The sequence below is a fragment of the Mycolicibacterium stellerae genome (assembly GCF_003719305.1).
Taxonomy (GTDB): domain Bacteria; phylum Actinomycetota; class Actinomycetes; order Mycobacteriales; family Mycobacteriaceae; genus Mycobacterium; species Mycobacterium stellerae.
Genome location: NZ_RARC01000010.1, coordinates 125,235 through 151,045, shown reverse-complemented (window position 1 = coordinate 151,045; position 25,811 = coordinate 125,235). Strand labels below are relative to the sequence as shown.

General features: G+C 64.9%; 26 protein-coding genes and 1 pseudogene. 16 read left to right on the top strand and 11 right to left on the bottom strand.

Annotated features, from left to right (window positions below):
* Positions 1 to 40 precede the first annotated feature (40 nt).
* The gene (locus tag D6M19_RS15060) at positions 41 to 898 is read left to right on the top strand and encodes a DUF429 domain-containing protein (RefSeq protein WP_123026024.1); all 858 of its coding nucleotides are present in this window, start codon (positions 41 to 43) and stop codon (positions 896 to 898) included.
* 10 nt (positions 899 to 908) lie between these two features.
* Here the strand turns inward: D6M19_RS15060 and D6M19_RS15055 are convergent, their stop codons facing one another.
* Both D6M19_RS15055 and D6M19_RS15050 read right to left on the bottom strand, forming a co-directional pair.
* On the bottom strand, positions 909 to 2,369 hold the full coding sequence (locus D6M19_RS15055) for an APC family permease (protein ID WP_123026101.1): 1,461 nt from the start codon (positions 2,367 to 2,369) through the stop codon (positions 909 to 911).
* Between the two features lie 65 nt (positions 2,370 to 2,434).
* Positions 2,435 to 3,091, bottom strand: coding sequence for a TetR/AcrR family transcriptional regulator (locus tag D6M19_RS15050; RefSeq protein WP_123026100.1), 657 nt, complete (start codon positions 3,089 to 3,091; stop codon positions 2,435 to 2,437).
* 129 nt (positions 3,092 to 3,220) lie between these two features.
* Here D6M19_RS15050 and D6M19_RS15045 point away from each other — a divergent pair, with 129 nt between their 5' ends.
* The gene (locus D6M19_RS15045) at positions 3,221 to 4,144 is read left to right on the top strand and encodes an alpha/beta hydrolase (protein WP_206428532.1); all 924 of its coding nucleotides are present in this window, start codon (positions 3,221 to 3,223) and stop codon (positions 4,142 to 4,144) included.
* A gap of 12 nt (positions 4,145 to 4,156) precedes the next feature.
* Here D6M19_RS15045 and purD read toward each other — a convergent pair whose 3' ends face one another.
* The gene (purD, locus tag D6M19_RS15040; protein ID WP_123026098.1) at positions 4,157 to 5,425 is read right to left on the bottom strand and encodes a phosphoribosylamine--glycine ligase; all 1,269 of its coding nucleotides are present in this window, start codon (positions 5,423 to 5,425) and stop codon (positions 4,157 to 4,159) included.
* Positions 5,426 to 5,516: 91 nt separating this feature from the next.
* Between purD and D6M19_RS15035 the strand changes: the two genes are divergently transcribed.
* Together D6M19_RS15035 and D6M19_RS15030 are read left to right on the top strand one after the other, a co-directional pair.
* Entirely contained in the window at positions 5,517 to 6,749 is a 1,233-nt protein-coding gene (locus tag D6M19_RS15035) for a cytochrome P450 (RefSeq protein ID WP_123026023.1), read from the top strand.
* Positions 6,750 to 6,765: 16 nt separating this feature from the next.
* A complete protein-coding gene (locus D6M19_RS15030) occupies positions 6,766 to 7,368 on the top strand; it encodes a TetR/AcrR family transcriptional regulator (RefSeq protein WP_123026022.1) in 603 nt (200 codons plus the stop codon).
* A gap of 9 nt (positions 7,369 to 7,377) precedes the next feature.
* On the opposite strand, the gene D6M19_RS15025 is transcribed toward D6M19_RS15030, so the two are convergent.
* Genes D6M19_RS15025 through D6M19_RS15005 form a run of 5 tightly spaced genes read right to left on the bottom strand, consistent with a single transcriptional unit; the run spans position 7,378 to position 12,171 of the window.
* A complete protein-coding gene (locus tag D6M19_RS15025) occupies positions 7,378 to 8,607 on the bottom strand; it encodes a hypothetical protein (protein WP_123026021.1) in 1,230 nt (409 codons plus the stop codon).
* Complete coding sequence (locus D6M19_RS15020; protein WP_123026020.1) at positions 8,594 to 9,037, bottom strand: carboxymuconolactone decarboxylase family protein; 444 nt, start codon at positions 9,035 to 9,037, stop codon at positions 8,594 to 8,596. The genes D6M19_RS15025 and D6M19_RS15020 overlap by 14 nt, the downstream gene beginning before the upstream one ends.
* A gap of 2 nt (positions 9,038 to 9,039) precedes the next feature.
* Complete coding sequence (locus tag D6M19_RS15015) at positions 9,040 to 9,906, bottom strand: NAD(P)-dependent oxidoreductase (protein ID WP_123026019.1); 867 nt, start codon at positions 9,904 to 9,906, stop codon at positions 9,040 to 9,042.
* Between the two features lie 10 nt (positions 9,907 to 9,916).
* The gene (locus D6M19_RS15010) at positions 9,917 to 10,681 is read right to left on the bottom strand and encodes an SDR family oxidoreductase (protein WP_123026018.1); all 765 of its coding nucleotides are present in this window, start codon (positions 10,679 to 10,681) and stop codon (positions 9,917 to 9,919) included.
* Between the two features lie 20 nt (positions 10,682 to 10,701).
* Complete coding sequence (locus D6M19_RS15005; RefSeq protein WP_123026017.1) at positions 10,702 to 12,171, bottom strand: aldehyde dehydrogenase; 1,470 nt, start codon at positions 12,169 to 12,171, stop codon at positions 10,702 to 10,704.
* Between the two features lie 183 nt (positions 12,172 to 12,354).
* On the opposite strand from D6M19_RS15005, the gene D6M19_RS15000 reads away from it, so the two are divergent.
* The 9 genes from D6M19_RS15000 (at position 12,355) to D6M19_RS14960 (ending at position 19,711) form a co-directional block, all read left to right on the top strand.
* Positions 12,355 to 12,951, top strand: a complete 597-nt coding sequence (locus D6M19_RS15000) for a TetR/AcrR family transcriptional regulator (protein WP_123026016.1) — start codon at positions 12,355 to 12,357, stop codon at positions 12,949 to 12,951.
* A 48-nt stretch (positions 12,952 to 12,999) separates the two neighbouring features.
* Positions 13,000 to 14,211 carry a cytochrome P450 gene (locus tag D6M19_RS14995; RefSeq protein ID WP_123026015.1) on the top strand — a complete coding sequence of 404 codons (1,212 nt, stop codon included), beginning with the start codon at positions 13,000 to 13,002 and terminating at the stop codon, positions 14,209 to 14,211.
* A 3-nt stretch (positions 14,212 to 14,214) separates the two neighbouring features.
* Positions 14,215 to 15,042, top strand: coding sequence for an SDR family oxidoreductase (locus D6M19_RS14990; RefSeq protein WP_123026014.1), 828 nt, complete (start codon positions 14,215 to 14,217; stop codon positions 15,040 to 15,042).
* Positions 15,043 to 15,050: 8 nt separating this feature from the next.
* Entirely contained in the window at positions 15,051 to 16,418 is a 1,368-nt protein-coding gene (locus tag D6M19_RS14985; RefSeq protein ID WP_327389800.1) for a lanosterol 14-alpha demethylase, read from the top strand.
* A gap of 11 nt (positions 16,419 to 16,429) precedes the next feature.
* Positions 16,430 to 16,633, top strand: coding sequence for a ferredoxin (locus D6M19_RS14980; RefSeq protein ID WP_123026012.1), 204 nt, complete (start codon positions 16,430 to 16,432; stop codon positions 16,631 to 16,633).
* A gap of 15 nt (positions 16,634 to 16,648) precedes the next feature.
* A complete protein-coding gene (locus D6M19_RS14975) occupies positions 16,649 to 17,194 on the top strand; it encodes a nuclear transport factor 2 family protein (RefSeq protein WP_123026011.1) in 546 nt (181 codons plus the stop codon).
* A 90-nt stretch (positions 17,195 to 17,284) separates the two neighbouring features.
* Positions 17,285 to 18,412: an NDMA-dependent alcohol dehydrogenase gene (locus D6M19_RS14970; protein WP_123026097.1), complete on the top strand. Its 1,128-nt coding sequence runs from the start codon at positions 17,285 to 17,287 to the stop codon at positions 18,410 to 18,412.
* 11 nt (positions 18,413 to 18,423) lie between these two features.
* On the top strand, positions 18,424 to 18,858 hold the full coding sequence (locus D6M19_RS14965) for a nuclear transport factor 2 family protein (RefSeq protein WP_123026010.1): 435 nt from the start codon (positions 18,424 to 18,426) through the stop codon (positions 18,856 to 18,858).
* Positions 18,859 to 18,886: 28 nt separating this feature from the next.
* Complete coding sequence (locus D6M19_RS14960; protein ID WP_234834869.1) at positions 18,887 to 19,711, top strand: SDR family NAD(P)-dependent oxidoreductase; 825 nt, start codon at positions 18,887 to 18,889, stop codon at positions 19,709 to 19,711.
* 140 nt (positions 19,712 to 19,851) lie between these two features.
* On the opposite strand, the pseudogene D6M19_RS14955 reads toward D6M19_RS14960, so the two are convergent.
* Positions 19,852 to 20,706 (bottom strand): annotated as a pseudogene (locus tag D6M19_RS14955) (dolichyl-phosphate beta-glucosyltransferase); the annotation flags it as partial.
* Positions 20,707 to 20,716: 10 nt separating this feature from the next.
* On the opposite strand from D6M19_RS14955, the gene D6M19_RS14950 reads away from it, so the two are divergent.
* The gene (locus tag D6M19_RS14950) at positions 20,717 to 21,121 is read left to right on the top strand and encodes an HIT family protein (RefSeq protein WP_164478495.1); all 405 of its coding nucleotides are present in this window, start codon (positions 20,717 to 20,719) and stop codon (positions 21,119 to 21,121) included.
* Here D6M19_RS14950 and D6M19_RS14945 read toward each other — a convergent pair.
* The gene (locus tag D6M19_RS14945) at positions 21,093 to 22,583 is read right to left on the bottom strand and encodes a sensor histidine kinase (protein ID WP_123026006.1); all 1,491 of its coding nucleotides are present in this window, start codon (positions 22,581 to 22,583) and stop codon (positions 21,093 to 21,095) included. The two genes, D6M19_RS14950 and D6M19_RS14945, sit on opposite strands and share 29 nt — an antisense overlap.
* Positions 22,584 to 22,636: 53 nt before the next feature.
* Positions 22,637 to 23,356 carry a response regulator transcription factor gene (locus D6M19_RS14940; protein ID WP_123026005.1) on the bottom strand — a complete coding sequence of 240 codons (720 nt, stop codon included), beginning with the start codon at positions 23,354 to 23,356 and terminating at the stop codon, positions 22,637 to 22,639.
* Positions 23,357 to 23,482: 126 nt separating this feature from the next.
* On the opposite strand from D6M19_RS14940, the gene D6M19_RS14935 reads away from it, so the two are divergent.
* Positions 23,483 to 24,214 carry an MlaD family protein gene (locus tag D6M19_RS14935; RefSeq protein ID WP_123026004.1) on the top strand — a complete coding sequence of 244 codons (732 nt, stop codon included), beginning with the start codon at positions 23,483 to 23,485 and terminating at the stop codon, positions 24,212 to 24,214.
* Positions 24,215 to 24,527: 313 nt separating this feature from the next.
* A complete protein-coding gene (locus D6M19_RS14930; RefSeq protein WP_123026003.1) occupies positions 24,528 to 25,769 on the top strand; it encodes a hypothetical protein in 1,242 nt (413 codons plus the stop codon).
* Positions 25,770 to 25,811 lie beyond the last annotated feature (42 nt).

Below are 25,811 nucleotides of genomic sequence, written 5' to 3'. Positions count from 1 at the left end.
ACGGCGGCGGGCAGGCGCACGTTTAAGGCACAGTAGCCCTATGCGCTTCGTTGGGCTCGATCTCGCTTGGGGCGAGAAAAATCAGACCGGTGTCGCGGCCATCGACGGCGACGGTCGGCTCCTGCACGTCGGTGCGGCCCAGGACGACGCCGACATCATCGACGCCATCGCGCCGTTCACGGCGGGAGAATGCATCGTCGCGTTCGACGCGCCGCTGATCGTCAACAACCAGACCGGCCAACGACCCGCCGAGACGGCGTTCAACCGCGACTTCGCGAAGTTCGATGCCGGAGCGCGTCCCGCGTTCGCCGAAAAGCCTGAACTCAAGAATCCCCGCGCCGCCAGGTTGGCGACCGCCCTCGATCTCGACATGGATCCCGCATCGGGCTCGACCAGGAAGGCCATCGAGGTCTATCCCCACCCGGCGACGGTCGTCCTGTTCCACCTCGAGAAGACGCTGAAATACAAGCGCGGCACTTTTGGTGATCGTCAGCGCGAGTTGCTGAAGTTGATGACGCTGATCGAAGGACTCGACGACGAGACCCCTCGGCTGCGGGCCAATCGCAGCGTCGGCTGGGTAGAACTTCGCAGACGGGTGGAGGCCGCCACCAAGCCGGTCCAGCTCGACCGCGACGAGGATCCGGTCGACGCGGTGCTGTGTGCTTACGTCGCGCTGTACTGGTACCAACGGCCCGACGACGTGACCGTTTACGGCGACTTCGAAAACGGCTACATCGTCACCCCCAGCCTGCCGCCGGACCTGGCGCCCACCCCACGCAGACGTGTGGTGCCGCCGCCCAGCGACGAACTACACCAACGCCTTTCACATCTCGAGGAGCTGCTTGCGCAGGCGCAGATCGAAGCCCGAACGATCCGGGAACGGCTGTACCGGTTGTGAACTGGCGAAGCTAGTCGGGCGCTTGGCCCAGCCGCGTCGGGTCCTTGATGCCCGCGTCTTCAACGCCGAGCCTGCGGTTGATCGCCATCGTGACGAAGAACAGCGCGATGCCGATGACGACGAGGATGCCCGCCAGGATGTACTGCTGCACCGGCCGGCCCGACAGCGGCGTCACCAGGTACAGCGAGGTGATAAAGCCGATGACCGGAAGGATGGTCGGGGTCTTGAAGTGACCGCCCGCCGCCTGCACGTCGCGCCTCAGCACCAGAACCGCGACGTTGACGACGGCGAATACCGCAAGCAGAAGAAGCGATGTCGTTCCGCCCAGAACGCTGATCGCCTTGTCGTTGGCGAACGCCGTCACGTAGATGAGCAGGCCGACGGCGATGCACGTGGTGAAGATGATGGCCACCCACGGAGCGCGGGTACGCGGATGCACCCTTCCCAGCACCGGCGGCAGCACGTGCTGACGGGCCATGCCGTAGATCAGCCTGCTGGCCATCAACATGTTGATCAGCGCCGTGTTGGACACCGCGAACATCGTGATGAACGGGAGGATCTTGTCGATCGGCAGCCCGGGCGCACCGGCCTTGACGACCTCTACCAACGGGGTGTCGCTGGCCTCAAGCTCGCCGATCGGCACCAGCGCCACCGCCACGATCGACACAAGGATGTAAACGATGCCTGCGATGCCGAGGCCCGTCAGCAGCATCTTCGGAAAAATCTTCACCGGATCCTTGGTCTCCTCGGCCATGTTGACCGAGTCCTCGAAACCCACCATCGCGAAGAAGGCCAGCGAGGTCGCCGCGGTGACGGCCATGAAGGCGTTCTTGTCCTCGGGAGTGTCGAACGCCACCACGCGCGAGAAGTCCACATCCGCGCCGCCGGTGAACGCCCACAACCCCACCAGAATCACCAGAATCAGACCACTGATCTCAATGATCGTCAGGAACACGTTGAGCTTGACGCTTTCGCCAACCCCACGCAGGTTGATCAATGCGAGCGCGATTATGAAGAATAACGCCAGCGCGACGATACCGGCTTTCCCCAGACTGAAGTCGAAGCCTTTGAAGAAGTTGGAGGCGAAGGTTCGGGCCGCCGTCGACGCCGAGGTGATTCCTGAGCACATCACCACAAAGGCGATCAGGAATGTCACGAACTGAATCCCAAATGCCTTGTGCGCGTAGAGCGCAGCACCCGCGGCCTGAGGATATTTGGTGACCAGCTCGAGGTAGCTGAACGCGGTGACCGTGGCGATGAGGAATGCGACGAGGAAGGGAACCCAGGCAGCACCACCGACTTCGGCGGCGACGTCTCCGGTGAGCGCATAGACGCCGGTGCCGAGGATGTCGCCAACCACGAACAGCAATAGCAATCCCGGGCCCATCACCCGCTTTAGTTCGGGCTGCTTTTCGGCGGTATCGGAATCGGCCACGGCACCTCCCCTGTCAGACGGCTGTGAGTACCCCATCATTGACCAGCACTAGTCGCCCTGCACCCGCAACGATGCAAACAGGACCGACGCGGTGAGGAGAATCAGCCGGGAGCTGCAGTGAGCAATGGTGCCGTGATCGGGGCGAGCACGTCGATGACGTCGATCAATGTCGCGCGCGCGGTGCCGCGCGGGCCGTCGCCGTCGTCGACAAGCGCAGCCACCACTGCACCGTCGACGGCGCACACCAACGCGGGAACGAGTTCCGCGCGAACAGACCGGCCGCATAGATCCACGACCTTGACGACCGCATCGGTCCGCTGCTGCAGAATTCGCCGCTGCACCTCGCGCAGGGCCGGCTGTCGCGCGCACGCGATATAGCGCTCGTACCGCGAGATCAACTGCTCGCTCACCTGTGTCTCGGGTTGGTCTCCGACGCAGGGGTCGTCGCCCACAAGCAGATCCACCAACACGTCGACGGTCGCCTCGGCGCCGCGACGACGTCGCGACAACCCGGCGACCCGCTCACGAAGCTGCTGCGCTTCGAGTGCACCGACGTGCTCGACGGCCTTGACGATCAGGTCGTCGAGGGACGAAAAGTAATACGTGGTCGCCGCCAACGGCAACCCTGCCCGGCGTGCAACGGCACGATGCCGCACGGCGTCGAACCCGCCTTCACACAGCAGGTCGGCGGCCGCAGTCACCAGCGCGTACTTCCTGCGTACGCCCTTGGGTGTCACCGCTGCCGTCACTCTTTGCATGCTGCCAGCCACACGAGGTCGAGATGGCTCTTTCGGCTAAAGCAAAGGCTTTACACAGGAAGTCGACACGCCAATCGATTTGGATGCATTTGCCCAAACATGCCCGCAGGTACGCCAGCATCCAATGGCATGATGGCCCGCATGCGAGGCAATCCGTTGAGCCGCCGGGCGATGATGCGACTCGGCGTCAGTGCGGTCGCAGGGGCCGCAGGCGCCTTCGCGTTCGGCACCCTGCGCGAGTCGGATCCGTCCATCGCGGGTCCGCCGGTGGAGATGACGAGCGCCGGTACCCCACTGGCGCCGTTGGCGCCGCCCGCCCCTCTTGAGCCCGCGCCCACCGCTGCACCGACATACATCAACGGGTCGTTCGTGTCGGCCGCGCGCGGTGGCATCGACACCAATTGGGCGATCGCGCGGCCGCCGGGACAGACCCAGTCTCTGAGGCCCGTCATCGCGCTGCACGGCAAGGGCGGCGACGCGGCACAGGTGATGGCGGGGGGCGTGGAGCAGGGTTTGGCTCAAGCGGTCGCCGCGGGCCTGCCGCCCTTCGCGGTGGTCGCCGTCGACGGCGGCGGGGGGTACTGGCACAAGCGCGCGTCGGGTGAGGACTCCGGCGCGATGGTGCTCGACGAACTGATCCCGATGCTCGGCTCACAGGGGCTGGACACTTCGCGGGTGGCGTTTCTCGGCTGGTCGATGGGCGGCTACGGCGCGCTGCTTTTGGGCGACCGGCTCGGTCCGGCGCGCACCGCGGCGATCTGCGCGGTCAGCCCGGCGTTGTGGACGTCGTCGGGCGGGGCCGCTCCAGGGGCGTTCGACGGCGCCGACGACTATGCGGCCAACACCGTGTGGGGCCTCCCGGCGCTCGGGTCGATACCGATCCGGATCGACTGCGGTGACAGCGATCCCTTCTACTCGGCGACGAAACAGTTCATCGCGCAGCTGCCCAACCCACCCGCGGGCGGCTTCTCACCGGGCGGTCACGACGGCGGTTTCTGGAGTTCGCAGCTGCCCGCCGAATTGGAATGGGTCGCGCCGCTTCTGACGGTATGACCCACCCGTGGCCTAGACGGTGACGCGACCCTCGGCCGCCGCCAGCCCGATATCGCTGCGAAAGTGGCTGCCGGGCAACTTGATCGACTTGATCAGATGGTAGGCATGGTCGCGCGCGGCGGCCAGGTCTTGCCCCGTGCCCACCACCGAGAGCACCCGGCCGCCGGAGGAGACGATGGCGCCGTCGTCGCGACGCGCGGTGCCTGCGTGCAGCACGCCGTCTGCTTCGGTGCCGACGATCACATCACCCACCCGTGGTCGCCCCGGATAGTTCTCGGCCGCCAGCACCACGGTCACCGCTGCGCCGTCGCGCCAGCGCAGCGGCGGCTGGTCGGCGAGGCTCCCGGTGGCGGCGGCATGCAGTAGTTGGCCGAGCGGCGATTCCAGCAGGGCGAGCACCGACTGGGTCTCGGGATCACCGAAACGGCAGTTGAACTCGACGACCGCGGGCCCCTGCGAGGTGATCGCCAGGCCGGCGTACAGCAGCCCCGAGAATGAGCTGTCGCGCCTGACAAGCTCTGCCGCAACGGGTTTGACGACGTCGTCGACGATCCGCTTCGTCACCTCGTCGGGTAGCCAGGCCAGCGGCGCGTAGGCACCCATTCCGCCGGTGTTGGGTCCGGTGTCACCGTCACCGACCCTCTTGAAGTCCTGGGCAGCCAGCAGCGGCACCACGGTCTCGCCGTCGACCACGCAGAACAGCGACACCTCCGGCCCGTCGAGGAATGACTCGAGCAATACCGGGTGTCCAGCGTCGAGGAGGCTTGCCGCGTGCGCGCGTGCGGCGTCGCGATCGGTCGTCACCACCACGCCCTTGCCCGCGGCAAGGCCGTCGTCCTTGACCACCCATGCCGCCTCGCCGCTTCCTGGCCCGAACCGATCCAGCGCCGCGTCGAGACGGGCGGGGTTGTCGACGATCTCGCTTCTGGCGGTGCGGACGCCCGCCGCCGACATCACGTCCTTGGCGAAGGACTTCGACCCCTCGATGCGCGCGGCCTCCTTCGTCGGCCCGAAGCACGCGATTCCCGCGGCCCGGACGGCGTCGGCCACACCCACGACCAGTGGCACTTCGGGCCCGATCACGACCAGGTCAGCACCCAGCTTCTGGCCAAGCGCCGCCACCGCGTCACCCGATGTGATCTCGACGTCGTACTGGTCGGCGATCGCCGCGGTTCCCGCGTTGCCCGGCGCGATCGCCAGGCTTTCCACCTCGGGGTCTCTGCGCAGTGCGAGCAGCAGCGCATGTTCGCGGGCACCGGATCCGATCACGAGGACGCGCACGGTTGCCAACCCTAATCGCACCACCGCGCGACGGTGCGCAATGTCCATTTAGTTAGGCCATACACTTGACATATCAGTGTATGGTCGACGAATGGCAACGATGCAGACCTGCCCCTTCGGCGACGGCTTCGACTTCACCAACCCCGACATTCTCGAAAAGGGCATTCCGGTGACCGAGTTCGCCGAGCTTCGAAAGACGGCGCCGGTGTGGTGGAACGAGCAGCCCGAGTCGATATTCGGTGACGGCGGGTATTGGGTGATCACCCGCCACGAGGACATCAAGGCCATCTCCCGCGACGGCGATCTGTGGTCGACGAACCGCAAGGGCGTCGTGATGCGGATGCCCGAGGGCACCACACCCGACCAACTCGAGCTGACGAAGGCGATGCTGATCAATCACGACGCGCCAGAACACACTCGGCTGCGCAAGCTGGTCTCCCGGTTGTTCACCCCGCGAGCGGTCGCCGGGCTCGAGGAGAAGCTCGCCACCGCGGCCCGCGAAATCGTCGCCACGGCAAGGGAAAAGGGCAGCGGCGACTTTGTCGACGACATCGCGATGCGCCTGCCGCTGCTGGCGATTGCCGACATGCTCGGAGTGCCGGAGGACGATCGCGAGAAGCTGTTTCATTGGACGAACACGATCATGAACACCGAAGACCCCGATTTCGAGTCGGACTATGTCGCGGCCAACGCCGAGCTGATGGGCTACGCGTACACGATGGCCGAGGAGCGGCGCCGCTGTCCCGGCGACGACATAGTGACGAAGCTGGTGCAGGCCGACGTCGACGGCGAATGGATGGAAGACGTCGAGTTCGCGTTCTTCGTGATCCTGCTGGCCGTCGCGGGCAACGAGACGACGCGCAATGCGATGACGCACGGCATGAATGCGTTCTTGGAAAACCCCGAGCAGTGGGAACTGTTCAAGCGGGAGCGCCCAGAAACCGCCGCCGACGAGATCGTCCGCTGGGCCACGCCGGTGCACTGCTTCCAGCGCACCGCGCAGGCGGACACCGAACTGGGCGGGGTGACCATCCGCGAGGGTCAGCGCGCCGGCCTCTTCTACAGCTCGGCCAACTACGACGACGCCGTTTTCGAGCGGCCCTTCGAGTTCAACATCCTGCGCGACCCCAACCCGCATCTCGGCTTCGGCGGAAACGGCGCCCACTTCTGCATCGGCGCGAACCTGGCCCGCATGGAGATCAAACTGATCTTCAACGAGATCGCCGATCAGATTCCCGACATCGCGAAACTGTCAGAGCCGCAACGACTTCGGTCGGGCTGGCTCAACGGCGTCAAGCGGCTCGCGGTGTCCTACCAGGGCTAGCAGTAGTATTCACCGCGTGCGCACCCACGGCTGGTCTGGCGCGGCACCCGCCAGCGACGACGAAGCGATCGCGCGAATTCTCGCCGCGGCGGGCAAAGCGATCGACGCGCGAGGTGCCGACTTCTCCATCGCAGATGTCGCACGCACGCTCGGCGTGACGCGCCAGACCGTCTACCGGTACTTCCCCAGCACCGACGCGTTACTGGTGGCGGCCGCCGTACATGCCGCCGACGATTTCATGGACCGGCTGGAGGCACACCTGCAGGGCGTCACCGACCCGGTCGAGGCCGTCGCCGAGGCGATCGCCACCGCACTCGAGTGGCTGCCCAAGGACAAGCATCTCGGGCTTCTCATCGAGCCGGGACGGCCGAACCCCCATATCGAGTCGGTGACGGGCAGCGTCGCGCTCGACTTCGGTCACTCGATGGTGCGCCGGTTCGACGTCGACTGGGCAGGCCTCGGCTTCAGCGACGACGATCTCGACGAGCTCGCCGAACACTTACTGCGGATCATCCAGTCGTTCGTCACCGATCCGGGCCGTCCACCCCGTACCGGCCAGGAGCTGCGCGAGTACCTGCGTCGGTGGGTCGGCTCCGCGGTGGGCGTCGTCGAGCGCTAACACTTCGGCTCAGACCACCGTCAGCGGCAGCGATTTCCGTGGAGCGAATACCCACGACGCGCCGCCGCTGACGCGGACGACCGAAACTTCCACCAGTTCCTCCGCAGCCGTGTCGGTCTCGACGACCCGAGCCGTCCAGTCCGTTTCGCTTCCTGTGATCTGCACATCGAGATGCGGATCGACGGCGGCGACGGCGGCGTGCAGTGGCCGCACAGATGACGGCCCGGCAAGGGCCACCCACGCGCCGTCCTCGTGGGCGGGCGAGCGGCGCACATGCACGGAGTCCGGGCTGAACTCGGCCGTCACATACACCGCGGGATTGAACATCGGATGCACTTCGAGAGTGCGGATCGCGCCCTCGACACCGCCGGGCAGCCCGAGCGCGCGGTGGATCCGTTCGGCCGCGATGCCCGCGATACCGGTCAGCTGATTGGTGCAGATCTTGGTGGCGAGATCGGTGTCGGTGCCTGCCCGTTTGCCAACCGCAATGATGAACGACAGGTTCAGCAGGTGCATCTGCAGGCAGACCTCGTCGGCGATGCGCACCAGCGCCGAGTGCGAGAACTTCGCGAAATCGAGGTCGGACACCAGCTCACCCGAGTAGTCAGACTGTCCCTCGTCATCGGCGTCGATCGGCCCGAGTTCTGTTCTGGCGGCCCGGGTCCGGCGGACGACGTCGAGCACCGGATGGTCTTCGACTTCGGGGTGGGACTCGTCGATGATGACTGTCCACGCGCAATGCGGGTGCTGGTCGGCGGTGGCGCGCGGCGGGCGGTGGATGGGACGGATCTGCGCCCTGCGATTGGTGGCGACCGCCGTCGCGTCGAAGGTGGGGTCCTCGATGTCGTGGCACATGCCGCGGACGTACTCCTCGCCCATCGGCTCGACATCGAGCAGTGCACCGCAATGGTCGAGATGGAACTCGCCGTGCCAGCGGTCGTGCACCGTGTAGCGGAAGTCCATGAACTGCGGTGGGGCGCCAATGTCGAGCTGCAGGCCCTTGAAGATGGTGACGACGTCGTCGCCCTCGAAGTTCAGCGCCTTCTGCATCCGCCCGGTGTAGATCGGGCTGGCACCCATCCACTCCTCGATCGCAATCTCCAGCATGCCCGAATGCCCGAAAGGTTTTATGCACCAACCCATTCCGGACCGGTCGATCAGCTGACCGATCAGCAGCAGCTCGGGCACCAGAACGGCGAGCTGATCCCTGGAGAGGCTCGCGAACCTACTTCTTGTCATGAACTTTTCCCCCGGAGTGCATCTGGACGGCGGCGTTGACGTTCGCTTTCTTGTCCTCGCCCTTGCCGGCGTCTGCGGCCTTCTTGCGGTTCTTGATCACCTTCGTGACCACACCGTCGAGCTTGGAGCCAAGCGGGAAGCCGAGGTAGTGGGTCAGAAAGATCGCCATCTCCTTGAGCTCGTCCTCCGAGATCTCCCCGTTGGCCAGGGCCGCGTTGGCCTGGATCTCGGCGAGGTCCCCGATTCCGAGCGCCGTCACCACCGTCAGCGTCATGATCCGCTTGTCCCGCATGGACAGGCCGGGCCGGGACCAAATGGTGCCGAAGAGGTGATCGGCGGTCAACGCGAAGTAGTCGCCGGGCATATCCGGCATCTCCCACCCGTAGACCTCGTTCATCTTCTCGAGGCCCTTCTTGCGCAGCTCGTCCATCGCTACTCCTTCGTGGTCGATGCGCTGTGAGGTACACCGAGACCGGCGGCGAGGTTCTCCAGCGCCATCTCGGCCATCGGCAGGTCGACACCGACGGTTTCGCCGAGCGCGAGCGCCAAACTCAAGTCCTTCTCGCCCAAATCGCGGGCATGCGCCAACGGCCCGTACAGAAAATTGTCCGGAGCCAACGCCTCCATGTTCTCCCGAACGATGATCGCGCCGGGGCCGCCGCTTTGAGCGTCGGTGTGCCGCACCACCCGGCCCAGCTGCTGAAGATCTATTCCTGCGGCTTCGGCAAGTTTCATCGCTTCGCAGCCCGCCGCATAGGAGACAAACGTCAACATGTTGCGAGCCAACTTCATTCGCGTGCCCGCGCCGACATCGCCTGCGTGCACGACCACCGACGCGAACTGCTTGAACGCCGGCTTGATGCGCTCGTAGACGTCGCGTTCGGCGCCGACCATGACGGCCAGCTCACCGTTCTGGGCTGCGGTCCCGCCACCGCTCACCGGCGCATCCACAATGTGAATGCCCTGCGGCGCAAGTTGTTCGGCGAGCTGAATGGCGGTATCGGGGCTGATCGTCGAGTGAATGGCAATCACCGTGCCTGGCTTCGCGTTGGCGGCGAGTTCGCCGACCACATCGCGCACCTGCTGATCGTTGAGGACCGTCACGCTGATGATGTCGGCCTTTGCGACGTCGGCAACACTGTCGGCCAGACTCGCACCGGCCTCGGCCAGCGGTGTCATCGCCTCCAGGCGCACATCGAAAACGGTCAATCCGCCGGGCCATTCGACCAACCTCTTCGCCATCGGCGCGCCCATGTTGCCCAGGCCGATGTAGCCGAGCTTGACGTCGTTGTCACTCATTGAAAGCCTCTCAGGACCGGATGATCTGGCCGCCGTCGACGTTGAAGATCTGGCCGGTGATCCACTTGGCCTGGTCCGAAAGCAGGAACAGACACATGCCGACCAGATCTTCGGGTTCACCCATGCGCGACAGTGGGATTCGCTTCACGATGTCGTCGACCATCTCCTTGGGCGTCGTCGTCCGGTTGGCCTCGGTGTCGATGGGCCCCGGCGCGATCGCGTTGACCCGGATGTTCTGGCCGCCGAGTTCGGTGGCCAGTTGCTGGGTCAGGCCGTTGATCCCCACCTTGGCCAGCCCGTAGAAATTCGAATACAGCCACGCAGCGGTCGACGACTGGTTGACGATCGCGCCGCCACCGCGCTTGGCCATTTTGCGGTAGACCGCCCGTGTGCACACCAACGCGCCGTCGAGGTTCACGCTCATGAACTTCTTGTAGTAATCCCAGTCGACGGTGATCAGGAAGTCGAGCTTCATGCCGCCGAAGATCGCCGCGTTGTTCACCAGGTAGTCGATGCCGCCGAACTCCGAAAGTGCTTGGGCAGCCATTTCTTTGGCGGAGTCGGGATCGGACACGTCGACCCGCACCGCGACCGCGTTGCCGCCCTCCCCGGTGATGCCGTCGGCGACCTTCTGGGCACCTTCGGTGTTGATGTCGGCAACGACGACGGCCGCGCCCTCGCGGGCGAGCGCCTCCGCATACGCCTGGCCGATACCGCCGCCAGCGCCGGTGACGATCGCCACCTTGTCCTTGAACTGATCACCATAAAGACCCACGCAAAGGCCCTCCGCTCTTTCTAGTTGACGGCTGTGGCAATGGCTTTGGTTTCGAGGTACTCCTCGAAACCGGCCAGGCCCATCTCGCGGCCGATGCCAGACTGCTTGTATCCGCCGAACGGCATGTCCGCCGAGTACCAGACACCGCCATTGACGTTGACGGTGCCGACCCGCATCCGCGCCGCGATACCGGCCGCCCGCTCGGGGTCGGAGCTGAACACGGTGCCCGACAATCCGTACGGCGAGTCGTTGGCGATGCGCACTGCGTCATCGTCGCCATCGTGAGCGATCACCGTGAGCACCGGCCCGAAGATCTCCTCGCGCGCCACCTTGGCGTTGTTGTCGAGTCCGGCGATGACGGTGGGTTCGATGAAGAAGCCGGTGTCGCGGTCGGCGGGACGCCCTCCGCCGCAGGCGAATTTGCCGCCCTCGGCAGTCGCCGAGTCGAGATAGCCCTGAATACGGTCGCGTTGCCGAGCCGAGATCACCGGGCCGCAGATGGTTCCCGGGTCCGTCGGGTCGCCCGGCTTCAGACCACCCATGGTCGCCGCCGCGGCCTCCACGGCCTCGTCGTAGCGGGCTCGCGGCACCACCAGCCGCGTGGTGATCGCACAGCCCTGCCCGGCATGCATCGACGCGGTGAACGCCGACATCGAGCAGGCACCCGCGAGATCGGCGTCGTCGAGTACGAGAAAGGCCGACTTGCCACCGAGTTCCAGAAAGACCTTCTTCAATGTCGCCGCGCCGTCGGCCATCACGGCACGACCCGTCGCCGTTGACCCTGTGAACGAGACCATGTCCACCCGTGGGTCTTTGGACAGCAGGGCGCCGACGGCGTGGTCGCTGGAGGTGACGATGTTGATCACACCCGGCGGAATGTCGGTGTGCTCGGCGATGAGGTGGCCGACGGCGGCGGCGCACCACGGGGTATCGGGTGCTGGCTTCAGCACCACCGTGTTGCCCGCGGCCAGCGCAGGTCCCAGCTTGGCAAGGTTGATCTGGTGCGGGAAGTTCCACGGCGTGATGGCGCCGACGACGCCGACCGCTTCCTTCGCGATGGTGCGGTGGGTCTTGATGCCCATGGGCGATGCGACGCCCGCGTCGGTGGTCCACTGGTAGGACTCCGCGGTGTCGGCGCAGAAGCTGAGGTCGGCGATCGGACCTTCGAGCTGCGCCATGGATGTCAGCATCACCGGCGCGCCGACCTCGGCGATCGTGATCTCACGCAGGTCTTCGACATGCTTGGTCAACACCTCCTGCACCTGCCGGATGCAGCGCACCCGCAACGCGGGGTCGGTCGACCAGTCGGTGTCGTCGAATGCGCGGCGGGCAGCCTCGATCGCGCTGCTCATATCCTCTTGGCTCGCATCGGCGGCGACGCCCAGCACCTCTTCGGTGGCCGGGTTGACCGTCGGGAATGTGCCCGCGCTGCCCGCCACGAGCTTCCCGTCGATGAGCAATTGACTCTGGCGATCGGCCAGCAACCCCATTCCGACTCCCGTTAGTAGCTGGACAAGTGTCCGAATATCTTCGTCTGAACGATAGCCGCAGACCGGTGTGAGAAGCAAGGTTAATCTGGTATGGCCGCGAAGCTCATTGTAAATAGTGGATCTGAGCAGGTAATTTTGCATGCGCACTTGCTTGCCGCGGTGCCGGTCCGATAACTTGGACATGTGTCCAGCGATGCCGTCGTAGCGGTCACCGACCAAAGCGGGGAAACGCCGCGCAACCGTCGGCAGGAAGAGACGTTTCGCAAGGTGCTCACCGCAGGCGTGGAGATGTTGCGGGAGTCGTCATACGCCGATCTGACGGTGCGCGCCGTTGCCGCACGCGCCAAGGTCGCACCCGCGACGGCCTACACCTACTTCTCGTCGAAGAACCATCTGATCGCCGAGGTCTACCTGGACCTGATGCGCCAGGTGCCGTACTTCACCGATGTCAACGACAGCACCCCCGCCAGGGTCGAGCAGGCGCTGCGCGCAATGACGTTGATGATCGCCGACGAACCCGAGGTCGCCGCCGCATGTACGACTGCTCTGCTGAGCAACGGCGACGCGGCCGTGCGCGCAGTACGGGACCGCATCGGCGCCGAGATCCACCGCCGCATCCGCTCGGCGATGGGCCCCGACGCCGACCCGCGCACGGTGTCCGCGCTCGAGATGACGTACTTCGGCGCACTGGTGCACGCGGGCAGCGGCTATGTCAGCTATCGCGAAATCGCCGATCGACTCACGTATGTCGTCGGCCTGATCCTCGGAGAGGATCGATGAGATGACGCCTCGGAGGGGATCGATGAGACCAAGCCTTGGAGACCACAGGTGACCGTTCCGACCAGCGAGGTGATCCTCGACCCGTACGACTACGACTTCCACGAGGATCCGTACCCCTACTACAAACGGCTGCGCGACGAAGCCCCGCTGTATCACAACGATGAGCTCGGGTTCTGGGCGCTGTCACGGCACCAGGACGTGCGGGAGGGTTTCCGCAACAGCACGACGCTGTCCAATCGCGACGGCGTCTCCCTCGATCCGATCTCACGTGGTCCACACGCGAGCAAGACCATGTCATTCCTCGCGATGGACGACCCCGCGCACCTGCGCCTGCGCACATTGGTGTCGAAGGGCTTCACGCCGCGGCGAATCCGGGAACTCGAGCCGCGGGTCACCGAACTCGCCGTCCAGCATCTCGACGCGATGCTGGAGAGGGCACGCTCCGGTGAAACAGTGGACTATGTCGCGGAATTCGCGGGCAAGCTGCCGATGGACGTCATCTCCGAGCTGATGGGCGTGCCGTTGGAGGACCGGGACCGCATCCGAGCCATGGCCGACGGCGTCATGCATCGTGAGGATGGGGTCAACGATGTACCTCAGTCTGCTATCGAGGCTTCCATCAACCTGATGGTCTATTACCACGAAATGATCGCCGACCGTCGCAAGAAACTCAGCGACGACCTCACCTCTGCACTGCTGGAGGCCGAGATCGACGGCGACCGCTTGACCGACGAAGAAGTGCTCGGCTTCTTGTTCCTCATGGTGATCGCGGGAAACGAGACGACCACGAAACTGCTTGCCAATGCCGCGTTCTGGGGTCATCGCAATCCCGACCAACTGAGTCCGCTCTATCACGACCTCGACAAGATTCCGCTGTGGGTCGAGGAGACGTTGCGCTACGACACATCCAGTCAGCTGCTTGCGCGCGTTGTCGCAGGGGACTTGAACCTGTACGACACCACCATCCCCGATGGTGACATCTTGTTGTTGCTCCCCGGCTCGGCGCACCGCGACGAGCGTGTGTTCCCCGATCCCGACGATTACGTCATCGGCCGCGAGATCGGTTCGAATTTGTTGAGTTTCGGCAGCGGCGCTCACTTCTGCCTCGGCGCACACCTCGCCCGTATGGAAGCCCGAGTGGCTCTGGCCGAATTGTTCAAGCGAATCCGCGGATTTGAAGTCGACGAGGCCAACGCCGTCCGCGTGCACTCCAGCAGCGTCCGCGGGTTCGCCCACCTACCGATGACAGTAGAGGTCTGAGTAATGCCCCGGTTTGAACCCCTCCCCGATCGCAGGCCTGCGATCGTCGCGGGAGCATCATCGGGCATCGGCGAGGCCACCGCCATCGAACTTGCCGCGCACGGATTCCCGGTTGCGCTCGGCGCACGTCGTGTTGACAAACTCACCGAGCTCGCCGGCAAGATCCAGGCCGACGGCGGTGAGGCCGTCGCTTTCCACCTCGATGTCACCGACCCGAATTCGGTGAAATCCTTTGTCTCGCAGTCGGTCGACGCGCTCGGCGATATCGAGGTCCTGGTGGCGGGCGCAGGTGACACCTACTTCGGCAAGCTTGCCGACATCAGCACCGACGAGTTCGACTCACAGCTGCAGATTCACCTTGTCGGGGCGAATCGGCTGGCCACAGCGGTGCTACCGGGCATGCTCGAGCGGCAGCGCGGCGACCTAATCTTCGTTGGCTCCGACGTGGCGCTGCGGCAGCGGCCCCACATGGGCGCATACGGAGCTGCCAAGGCGGCGCTCGTCGCGATGGTGAACAACCTGCAGATGGAACTCGAGGGCACGGGTGTCCGGGCATCGATCGTGCACCCTGGCCCGACGAAGACCAATATGGGCTGGAGCCTGCCCGCCGATCTGATCGGACCTGCGCTCGAGGACTGGGCCAAGTGGGGACAGGCGCGGCACGACTACTTCTTGCGCGCAGCCGATCTCGCGAGGGCGATCGCGTTCGTCGCCGAGACACCGCGTGGCGGCTTCATCGCGAATATGGAGCTTCAACCCGAAGCCCCGTTGGCCGACACCAAAGACCGACAGAAACTCGCCTTGGGCGAAGAGGGGATACCAGGACAGTGACGACCGCGATGGTTCCACGCGTATCGGGTGGCGAAGAAGAACACGGCCACCTCGAGGAGTTCCGCACCGACCCCATCGGGTTGATGAAGCGCATCCGTGACGAATGCGGCGACGTCGGCTGGTTCCAACTCGTCGACAAGCACGTCATCTTCCTGTCCGGCGCCAAGGCCAACGAGTTCTTCTTCCGTTCGGCCGACACCGATCTCGACCAGGCCGAGGCATACCCGTTCATGACGCCGATCTTTGGTGAGGGCGTGGTGTTCGACGCCAGCCCTGAGCGGCGCGCTGAGATGCTGCACAACTCGGCGCTGCGCGGTGAGCAGATGAAGGGTCACGCTGCCACCATCGAGGGCGAGGTCAAGAAGATCATCGCCGATTGGGGACCCCAGGGCGAGATCGAGCTGCTCGACTTCTTCTCCGAGCTGACCATCTACACGTCGACGGCCTGCCTGATCGGGCTGAAGTTCCGCGAACAGCTCGACAGTCGATTCGCGCACTATTATCACGAATTGGAGCGTGGCACAGATCCGCTGTGCTATGTCGACCCTTATCTGCCGATCGAGAGCTTCCAGCGGCGCGACGAGGCCCGCGTGAAACTCGTTGCGCTGGTGCAAGAGATCATGAGCGGGCGCATCTCGAATCCGCCAGCGGACAAGAGTGACCGCGACATGCTCGACGTGCTGGTGTCCATCAAGGACGAGGAGGGCAATCCGCGCTTCTCCGCCGACGAAATCACCGGGATGTTCATCTCGCTGATGTTCGCCGGGCATCACACCAGTTCCGGTACGTCGTCGTGGACGCTCATCGAACTGCTCCGGAACCCCGACGTCTACCGCGACATCGTCGCCGAACTCGAGGATCTGTACTCCGATGGGCAGGAGGTGAGCTTCCACGCGTTGCGCCAGATTCCGTTGCTGGACAACGTGGTCAAGGAGACCCTCCGGCTGCATCCGCCACTGATCATCCTGATGCGGGTTGCTCAGGGCGAGTTCGAGGTCGAGGGCTTCCCGATCCACAAGGGTGACTTCGTCGCCGCATCGCCGGCGATCAGCAATCGCATTCCCGAAGACTTCCACGACCCCGACGCGTTCATCCCGGATCGCTACAACAAACCGGAGCAGGCCGATATGGCCAACCGCTGGACGTGGATTCCGTTCGGCGCAGGCAGGCACCGCTGCGTCGGTGCGGCGTTCGCCACCATGCAGATCAAGGCCATCTTCTCGGTTCTGTTGCGCGAGTATGAATTCGAGATGGCGCAGCCGGCGGACAGCTACCGCAACGACCACTCGAAGATGGTGGTGCAGTTGGCCCGTCCCGCCAAGGTTCGCTACCGCAAGCGGAGCCGCCCGGCGGCGACATCCAATACAAGCGTCTAGGGCGATTGAATATGGGCATCAAGATCGAAGTCGACCTGGATCTGTGCCAGGGCCACGCCATGTGTGAACTCGAGGCGCCGGACTACTTCAAAGTGCCCAAACGCGGCAAGGTCGAGATCCTCAACGCCACTGCGGCAGAAGAGGACAGGTCAGAAGTCGAACAAGCCGTGTGGGCCTGTCCCACGCAAGCACTGTCCATCACGAATCAGGATTGAGAAAGGGACACTCCAATGCCGTCACTGCCCCGCGAAGACCTGGACAAATGGGTCGACGAATGGCTGGAAGCCAACCGCGTCTGCGAAGAGAAGGGTGACTGGAAGCCGCTGGCGGACTTCTACACCGAAGATGCCACCTACGGCTGGAACATCGGCCCCAAGGAAGACGTCATGTGCGTCGGCCGCGACGAGATCCGCGACGTCGCGCTTGGCCTGGAGATGGAGGGCCTGGAGAACTGGAACTACGAGTACCAGAAGGTGCTGGTCGACGACCAACTCGGGGAGATCGTCGGTTTCTGGAAGCAGATCGTCAACAAGACCGACGGCACGCGCGACGAGATCTACGGCATCGGCGGCAGCTGGTTCCGGCTCGATAAGGACCTGAAGATCGAGTGGCAGCGCGACTTCTTCGACTTCGGCCACGTGGCGAAGATGTTCGGCCAGCTGATCGAGTCGGGTGATCTCAGCGCCGGCATGCAGAAGCGGATCGAGCGGGCCGTGGCCGGCGAGAAAGTGCCTGGTTACTATCCGCTCGGCCAAGCGCCGGTGGCAATCTGGTAGCGCCCACCCAAGCAGTTGCTTGGGGGCCGTGTGGTGTGGCTAACTAGAGCCTCTAGTCTTGTCTAGACGCTCAATCGAAAGCAGGTGGAGATGAAGACCAAAGGCGCTCTCATCTGGGAGTTCAACCAGCCGTGGTCGATCGAGGAGATCGAGATCGGCGACCCCGTCCGCGACGAAGTGAAGATCCAGATGGAAGCGTCTGGGATGTGTCACTCCGACCACCACCTGGTGACGGGCAGCATCCCGATGGGCGGCTTTCCGGTGCTCGGCGGGCACGAGGGCGCAGGCATCGTCACCGAGGTCGGGCCGGGCGTCGAAGGCCTCGAGCCCGGCGACCACGTGGTGCTGTCCTTCATCCCGTCCTGCGGCACGTGTCCGTCCTGTCAGGCAGGGATGCGCAACCTCTGCGATCTGGGCATGTATCTCCTCACCGGAACGGCGGTGTCGGACGGTACCCACCGCATTCACGCCAAGGGGCAGCCTGTCTTTCCGATGACGCTGCTTGGCACCTTCAGCCCGTACATGGTGGTGCACAAGAGTTCGGTGGTGAAGATCGATCCGTCGATCCCGTTCGAGGTGGCCTGCCTGGTGGGCTGCGGCGTGACGACGGGCTACGGGTCGGCGGTGCGCAGCGGTGACGTCCGTCCCGGCGACGACGTCGCCGTCATCGGTGTCGGCGGTGTGGGCATGTCGGCTCTGCAAGGCGCGGTAAACGCGGGTGCGCGCAATATCTTCGTCATCGAACCCGTCGAGTGGAAGCGCGACGCTGCGCTGAAATTCGGTGCCACCCATGCCTACCCGGACATCGAGTCGGCGTTCGCAGGCGTCGCCGAGGTCACCGCGGGCCTGATGGCCAAGAAGGTCATCGTCACCGTCGGCGAGCTGGATGGCAAGGACGTCGACACGTACCTGAACCTGACCTCAAAGGGCGGCACCTGCGTGGTCACGGCGATCGGAAGCATGCTCGACACGGAGGTGTCGCTGAACCTCGCGATGCTGACGCTGATGCAGAAGAACCTGCAGGGCACCATCTTCGGTGGCGGCAACCCGCACTTCGACATCCCCCAGCTGCTGTCGATGTACAAGGCGGGCAAGCTCAACATCGACGACATGATCACCCGGCAGTACAAGCTGGAGCAGATCAACGAGGGCTACAAGGACATGCTGGAGGGCCGCAACATCCGCGGTGTGATCCGCTACACCGACGACGACCGGTAGATCGAAACATCATGTCGCAGGAGACAATCGAGCAGTCCCCGGCGCTGACGGCGTCACAGGCGTCGTGGCGCTGCGTGCAAGCCAAGGACAAGGCCGGCTGGCTGGCGCTGATGACCGACGACGTGGTCATCGAAGACCCGATCGGCCCGTCGTACACGAATCCCGACGGCACCGGTGTCGTCGGCAAGGACGGCGTCTCGGAGTGGTGGGAGCGCAGCGTCGGCCTCGCCACCATCACGATCACGTGCGAGGAGACCTTCCCGTCGAGTTCTCCCGACGAGATCGCCCACATCCTGGCGCTGAAGTTCACGTTCGACAACGGGTCGGCAAGCTCGGTGCGCGGCATCTTCACCTATAAGGTGAACGACGCCGGCCTGCTGACCAACCTTCGCGGGTACTGGAACATGGACATGATGAAGCCCGTCGAGGACGGCGAGGTCGATTAGCGCACCGCTGACCGGCCGTGGCGCCGTCGTGGTCGGCGGAACACGTGGTATCGGGCTGGCAGTCGCGGCCCTCCTCGCCGAACTCGGCGCAGGCGTCGTCGTCAATGGGCGCGATGCCCAAGCGGCGGCCCAAGCGGCAGAAGGCATCGACGGCGCGGTAGCCCACCCCGGTTCACCGGCCGACCCGGCGACGGCTGACGCGCTGATCGACAGGTGCACAAGCGAATTCGGCCGAATCGACATCCTGGTGAACTGCGCGGGCACCGCGGGCCTGGCCAGCGAGTCGATTCTCGAGGTCACCAGCGAGATGTTCCACGATCTGGTCGACGCGCACCTCGTCACGACGTTCGAGACGTGCCGGGCCGCGGCGCCGAAGATGGTGGAACAGGGCGGCGGCGCCATCGTCAACACCAGCTCGTTTGCCTTCCTCGGCGACTACGGGGGCACCGGCTATCCGGCGGGCAAGGGTGGGGTCAACGGGTTGACGCTGGCCATCGCCGCCGAACTGGCGGAGCACGGTGTCCGGGCGAACGTGGTGTGCCCGGGCGCCAAGACGCGAATTTCGACCGGCCCGCATTACGAGGCCCACATCGCGGGGTTGAACCGCAGGGGCCTGCTCGACAACGTGAGCACGCAAGCCGCGCTGGACGCCCCACCGCCCGAGTATGCGGCGCCGATGTACGGCTACCTGGCAGGCGACGAGGCCAAGGACATCACGGGCCGAATATTCATCGCCGCAGGAGGTTTCGTCGGCGAGTTCGCCCGCCAGACACCGGACATCATCGGCTACCGCGACCATCGGGACTCGCCGCCGTGGTCGGTCGACGAACTCCACGCGATGATCGGCCGATAACAGCGCGGGCTCACAGCGCGAGCTCACAGCGCGAGCTCACAGCGCGGGCTCACAGCGCGGGCTCACAGCGCGGGCGTGCGTGTTTGCACACGACACGCCGAGGTTTTCTGGCATTCTGCGCACGCTCGCGGTTAGGGGTGCGGCCTCAGCGGTTTGCGGCCAAGGCTTTTCCGCAACTCCCGAATCGGCAACGCGCGTGTTGCCAGTGCCCGCCCGAGTCGCCAGCATCCCTTCAGATCGCCGATCGCCGTCGCCGCGATGTCCACCCTGGAACCCGGGTCGTCGACCCAATCGACGGGCACTTCGTGGATCCGCAACCCGACTCTCTCGGCGATGACCAACAGCTCGGTGTCGAAGAACCAACCGGTGTCGGCCACAAGGGGAAGCAGTTCGCGGGCGACGTCGGCGCGCACCGCCTTGAAGCCACACTGGGCATCGGAGAACCTCGCACCCAGTACACCGTGTAGCAGCAAATTGTAACTGCGCGAGACGAATTCGCGTTTCACGCTCCGGACTACTCGGGATGACGGGACCAGCCGCGAGCCGATCGCCAGGTCGGAGTGCCCCGAGATCACCGATGCCACCAAAGGCATCAACGCCGACAGCTCCGTGGACAGATCGACGTCGGTGTATGCGACCACGTCGGCCGGCGATTTCAGCCACGCCGCGTGCAGGGCGGCCCCGCGGCCCTTGACGTCGACATGGATGACGTCGACGTCGGGTAGTTCGTCGGCGAGCCCATGGGCAACCGCAAGGGTGTGATCACTACTTGCGTTGTCGGCCACCGTGATCCGCGTCGAGTATGGCACGTAGGTACAGACGTATTCGTGCAGGCGGCGGACGCAGCCGCCGACATCGTGTTCCTCGTTGTGAACGGGTATGACGATGTCGAGCACATAGTCCGGCGTGCGTGAATCCGCCGGATCCGTCATATCGACAACCGTCTCCGAGCGAGCTGCCACCCCACTGCCACGCCACTGGGAGCTTGCTGGAATGCTCGCGAGTATGGCTACCGTCTTCACCAAGATCATCAATGGCGATCTGCCGGGCCGGTTCGTCTACACCGACGACGAGATCGTGGCGTTCCTGACGATTCAGCCGATGACGCAGGGGCACACTCTCGTCGTCCCGCGCGCGGAGATCGATCAGTGGCAGGACGTGGACCCCGCTGTCTTCGGCAGGGTCATGCAGGTCTCCCAACTGGTCGGCAAGGCGGTGTGCTCGGCGTTCGGCGCCGAGCGCGCGGGCGTGATCATCGCCGGGCTTGAGGTCCCGCACCTGCACGTGCACGTCTTCCCCGCCTACAACCTCACCGATTTCGGGTTCGCCAATGTCGATCCCAATCCGTCGCCGGAATCGCTCGACGAGGCGCAGGCAAAGATCAAGGCGGCGCTGGCCGACCTGGCCTGATCGATTCTCGCGGGCCCTCGGCGGCTGACTGCTCCTCGTGCACGACGACGTCGGCGATCCGCGGCAGTTTGACGGTGAACCGACAGCCCATCCCGGGGGCGGTGGTGACAGAGACGGTGCCGCCGTGGGCGTAGACCAGCGAGTCGACGATCGACAGGCCCAGCCCGGTGCCGCCGCTGGCGCGGTCACGCGATGAATCGGTGCGGTAGAACCGTTCGAAGATTCGGTGGGCGTCGTCGGCGCTCATACCTGGACCCTCGTCGGCGACCTCGAGCACGGCGTTGTCGTCGTCCGTGCCGACCCGCACGGTGACCCGGGCGGATTCGGGTGTGTGCTGCAGTGCGTTGGCGACCAGGTTCCCCAGCACCTGACGCAGCCGCGCCTCGTCGCCGAGCACCTCCGGCGTTCCCGGGCCGTCGATGATCTCCATGGTGACCGGGCGCTTCGGGGCGATCGACCGGGCATCGTGAACCGAGTCGCTGGCCAGCGCCAGCAGATCAACCCGGTGGCGATCCAGTGGCCGCTGCGCGTCGAGTCGCGCCAGCAGCAGAAGGTCCTCCACGAGCAGCCCCATCCGGCGCGATTCGCTCTCGATGCGCGACATCAGCATCTCGACATCGCGTGCGGCGCCCTGCCGGTACAGCTCGGCGAACCCGCGGATGGTGGTCAGCGGGGTGCGCAGTTCGTGGCTGGCGTCGGTGATGAAGCGACGCATCCGCTCTTCGGAGCGGCGGGCATGTTCGGCCGACGATTCCGACGATGCGACGGCGCGCTGGATCTGCGCCAGCATGCCGTTGAGGGCCAATGACAACCGCCCCACTTCGGTGCGCGGATCACGTTGCGGGATACGACGATCCAGCTGCCCGGCGGCGATGTCGGCGGCGGTCTGTTCGACCTCGGTCAGTGGCCGGAGGCTGCGATGCACCACCCAGAAGCCTGCCACCCCGATCACCAGCAGCACGGCCGCGCCGATGCCGGCCTGCGACCAGATCAACGCACGGACCGTGGACTGAACGTCGGACAGATCGATGGCCACGGTCGTCATTTCGTCATGGGGACCATGCACAGACATGGCCCGCCACTGGACGTGCGAGTTGTCGATCGAGCCGACGGTGACCGGTTCCGGGCCGACGTCGTTGTTGGCGGGCAGGTCGGGTTCGGCGGCGCGATCGTTGACGGCCATCCAGATGCGGCCGTCGGCGTCGACACCGCGGACATAGAAGTCCGACGGCGGACGGGCGGGATTGGGCCCTTCCAACGGAGGCGTCGGCATTCTGCGGGGGGCTTGCGCCCAGCTGCGGGATGCATCGAGCAATGTCTCGTCGACGCGGTTGGTGAGGCTGTGACGCAGGATCGAGGTGACGGCGATGCCGGACGCCAACAGGCCGAAGGCGACCAGCACCAGGGTCGCGGCCACCAGCCCGACCCGCAGCGGCACTCCTCGTCCGCGCAGACCCGCCATGCTCCTATTGTTCGTCAGAAGCTAGCTGAGTGGTCGGCTCTTCGCGCGAGCGCTCATCGCGGTTCGCGCAAAACATAACCAACACCCCGAAGCGTGTGCAGCAGGCGCTTCTCGCCGGTGTCGATCTTGCGGCGCAGGTAGGAGACGTAGGACTCGACGACGTTGACGTCGCCGCCGAAGTCGTAGCGCCAGACGTGGTCGAGAATTTTCGGCTTGGACAGCACCGTGCCCGCGTTGATGATGAAGTACCGCAGCAGGGTGAACTCCGTCGGCGACAGCGAAACGGGCTCGCCCGCCTTCCATACCTCGTGGGTGTCCTCGTCGAGTTCGATGTCGGCGAACGTCAGCCGGGCACTGCGCGGTTCCTCGATGCCCTTGCCCGTCCGTCGCAGCACGACCCGCAGCCGGGCTACCACCTCTTCCAGGCTGAACGGCTTGGTGACGTAATCGTCACCGCCGAGCGTCAGGCCAGCGATCTTGTCTTGAAGAGTGTCGCGGGCGGTGAGGAACAGCGCGGGCGCGTCGATGCCGTCGGCCCGCAGCCTGCGCAGCACGCCGAAGCCGTCCATCCCCGGCATCATGACGTCGAGGATGACCGCGTCGGGACGCACTTCGCGGGCCTTGTCGAGCGCGGCGGGGCCGTTGGAGGCGGTATAGACCTCGAAGCCCTGAAATTTCAGGCTCACCGAGAGAAGCTCGACGATATTGGTCTCATCGTCGACCACGAGGACTCGAGCCTCCGGGACGTTTTCTGGGAGTGCAGCCATGGCCATCGTCCAAATCTCTCCCAACTTCCTGGCAATGAAGCTGCAGGGCTGCTGTCAACTTCCTGTGAATATCATTGTGCTCCCCTCGCCGGCTCCGGCGGTAGCGGGTAGCTGGACCCATACACTGAGGGCATGAATCTCGGCAAGAACCTGGTCGATCTCGCCACCGCCCCGGTCCGAGTCGGGCTTGCTGCCGCCGAAACCGGCCTTGACGTCGCCAATGGCGCGCTTGGGTTGGCGCAACGAACGCTGGGTCAGGCCAACTCGAGGGCGAAGGGCGGGACGGGTTCGGTCGCCCACATGCTCGGCATCGACGAGGCGGTCGAACGGGCCAACCGGCTGGCCAGGCTCATGGACGAGGATCAGCCGCTGGGCCGGGCGCTGACGCCCGGCGGCCCCATCGACCGGCTACTTTCGCCCGGCGGCGTGGTGGACAAGCTCACGATGGAGGGCGGCGTCCTCGACCGGTTGACGCAGGACGACGGAGGCCTGATGCGCGCGATCGAACCGGGCGGCCTCGTCGACCAGCTGCTCGACGAGAACGGTTTGGTCGAGCGGTTGCTGGCAGAGGACGGCCTGGCCGATCGGCTGCTCGCCGAGGGCGGACTTGTGGACAAGCTGACTGCCAGGCACGGACCGCTCGAACAGCTGGCCGACGTGGCCGACACCCTCAACCGGCTGACGCCGGGGCTGGAGGCGCTCGAGCCGACGATCGAAGCGCTGCGCGAAGCCGTCATCGTGCTCAGCCAGGTCGTCAACCCGCTCAGCAACATCGCCGACCGGATCCCGTTTCCTGGCCGTCGACCGCGCAGGTCGTCATCGACGCCTGTGCGCTCGCAGCGCGTCATCGACGCCGACGAGTGAAATCCCGTTGGACCGCCACCAAAAATTAGTGGCCCTCGTTTTCGCAGTGGTAGAGCATTCGCGTTGCCGACAGGCTTAATGTGAATGACGCCGAATGCGAAACGGGAGGCACATAATGCCGAGGTCGCGGCGGGGAGAACCCAAGGAAGCAAAGTCGCCCAGTAGACGCGGTTACCGCGCCAAGGTTGTGCGCGAGGAGCTCAGGGACGAGCCAGAGCCGCGAACAGTTCCTTCTGGAGAGGGCCGTAGCGAAAAGCAGAACATCCCAACGGAACTACGTGACACGGAAGAGCCGGACCCGCCGCGAGAACCCGTGATCTTCACGTCGTACACGCCGCTGGACCCAACACAGCTCAGCAACGTGAAGATTCCGGTCGATCCAAGTGGCGGCGCGTCGAGGGACGGCAACGTCGTCGCCATGGTTGGGAATGTCTATCTGGCGGTGTCGAAAGACGCCGGTGCGACGTTCGACTACTTCGATCCCAGCACGATGTTCCCGACCTTCGCCGGCGGAATCGTCGGCGACCAGCAGCTGATCTATGTCCTCGAGTTCGATCTATTCGTCTGGATAATGCTCCACAGCTCCGATCCGGCATCTGGCGACGGCGCGTTCAGACTCGCGGCCGCCAAATCCGACGACGTTGCCGACAAGCCGAAAACTGCGTGGAGCTACTACGATTTCGTCAGTTCCGACTTCGACGAGTCCGGCTCAGCCCTCGATCAGCCTCACTTGTCACACTCAGGGCGCTTCCTGATCATCGCCATCGACGTCGGCGGAAGAGGACGGGTGGTGATCCGAATTCCGTTGACGGACCTGGCCAGCGGGTCGATCGGGTGGCAATGGATCGGACCTCTCACGGTCGGCTCGAGCGACTACCAATTCAGCGCCCCCGCAAATGGCGACGCACCCGGGACTTTCATGGCCGGCCACATCGACACCGCGAATCTACGCGTCGTCGAGTGGCGGGACTCCACATCCAACTACGCCACCAAAGACGTGGCTGTCGCGAAATGGTCGGATTCCGACGACTATTCGTGCACGTCCCCCAGCGGCATCGACTGGAGCAGTCGGTGCGGGTCGCGCATCAGCGGAGCCACGTGGCGAGATGGTCAGGTGTGGTTTTCCTGGACGTCCCCGCGGAGCAAATCCGGTGACTCACCAAACTATCCGCAGCCCTACACCCGCGTCGTCGCGATCAATGCGAACACTTTCACGGTGGCATCAGAGATGCAGGTCTGGAACGACAACTATGTGTTCGCGTACAGCGCGCTGGCGGTCAACTCGAACGGTGAAGTAGCGATCGCCGTCGCATGGGGCGGCGCCAGCGACGAGGCAGATACCGCATTCGGCATACTCGGCGATTTCGTGGTGTGGTACCGCGATGGTTCAACCGCCACGACGCCAGGAACCACTCCAGGACGATGGGGCGACTTCCTCAGGACATACCCGTGCTTCAGCACACCGGGGCACCTCGACGGCTTCGGCTACTTCACGAATACAGATGCCGGCGGCTCAATTGTGCAAAACCCGTACCACGTGCGATACGGCCGGTGACGGTCGTCCTCCAAACGAACAACCTGAAGTGAATCTCAACGC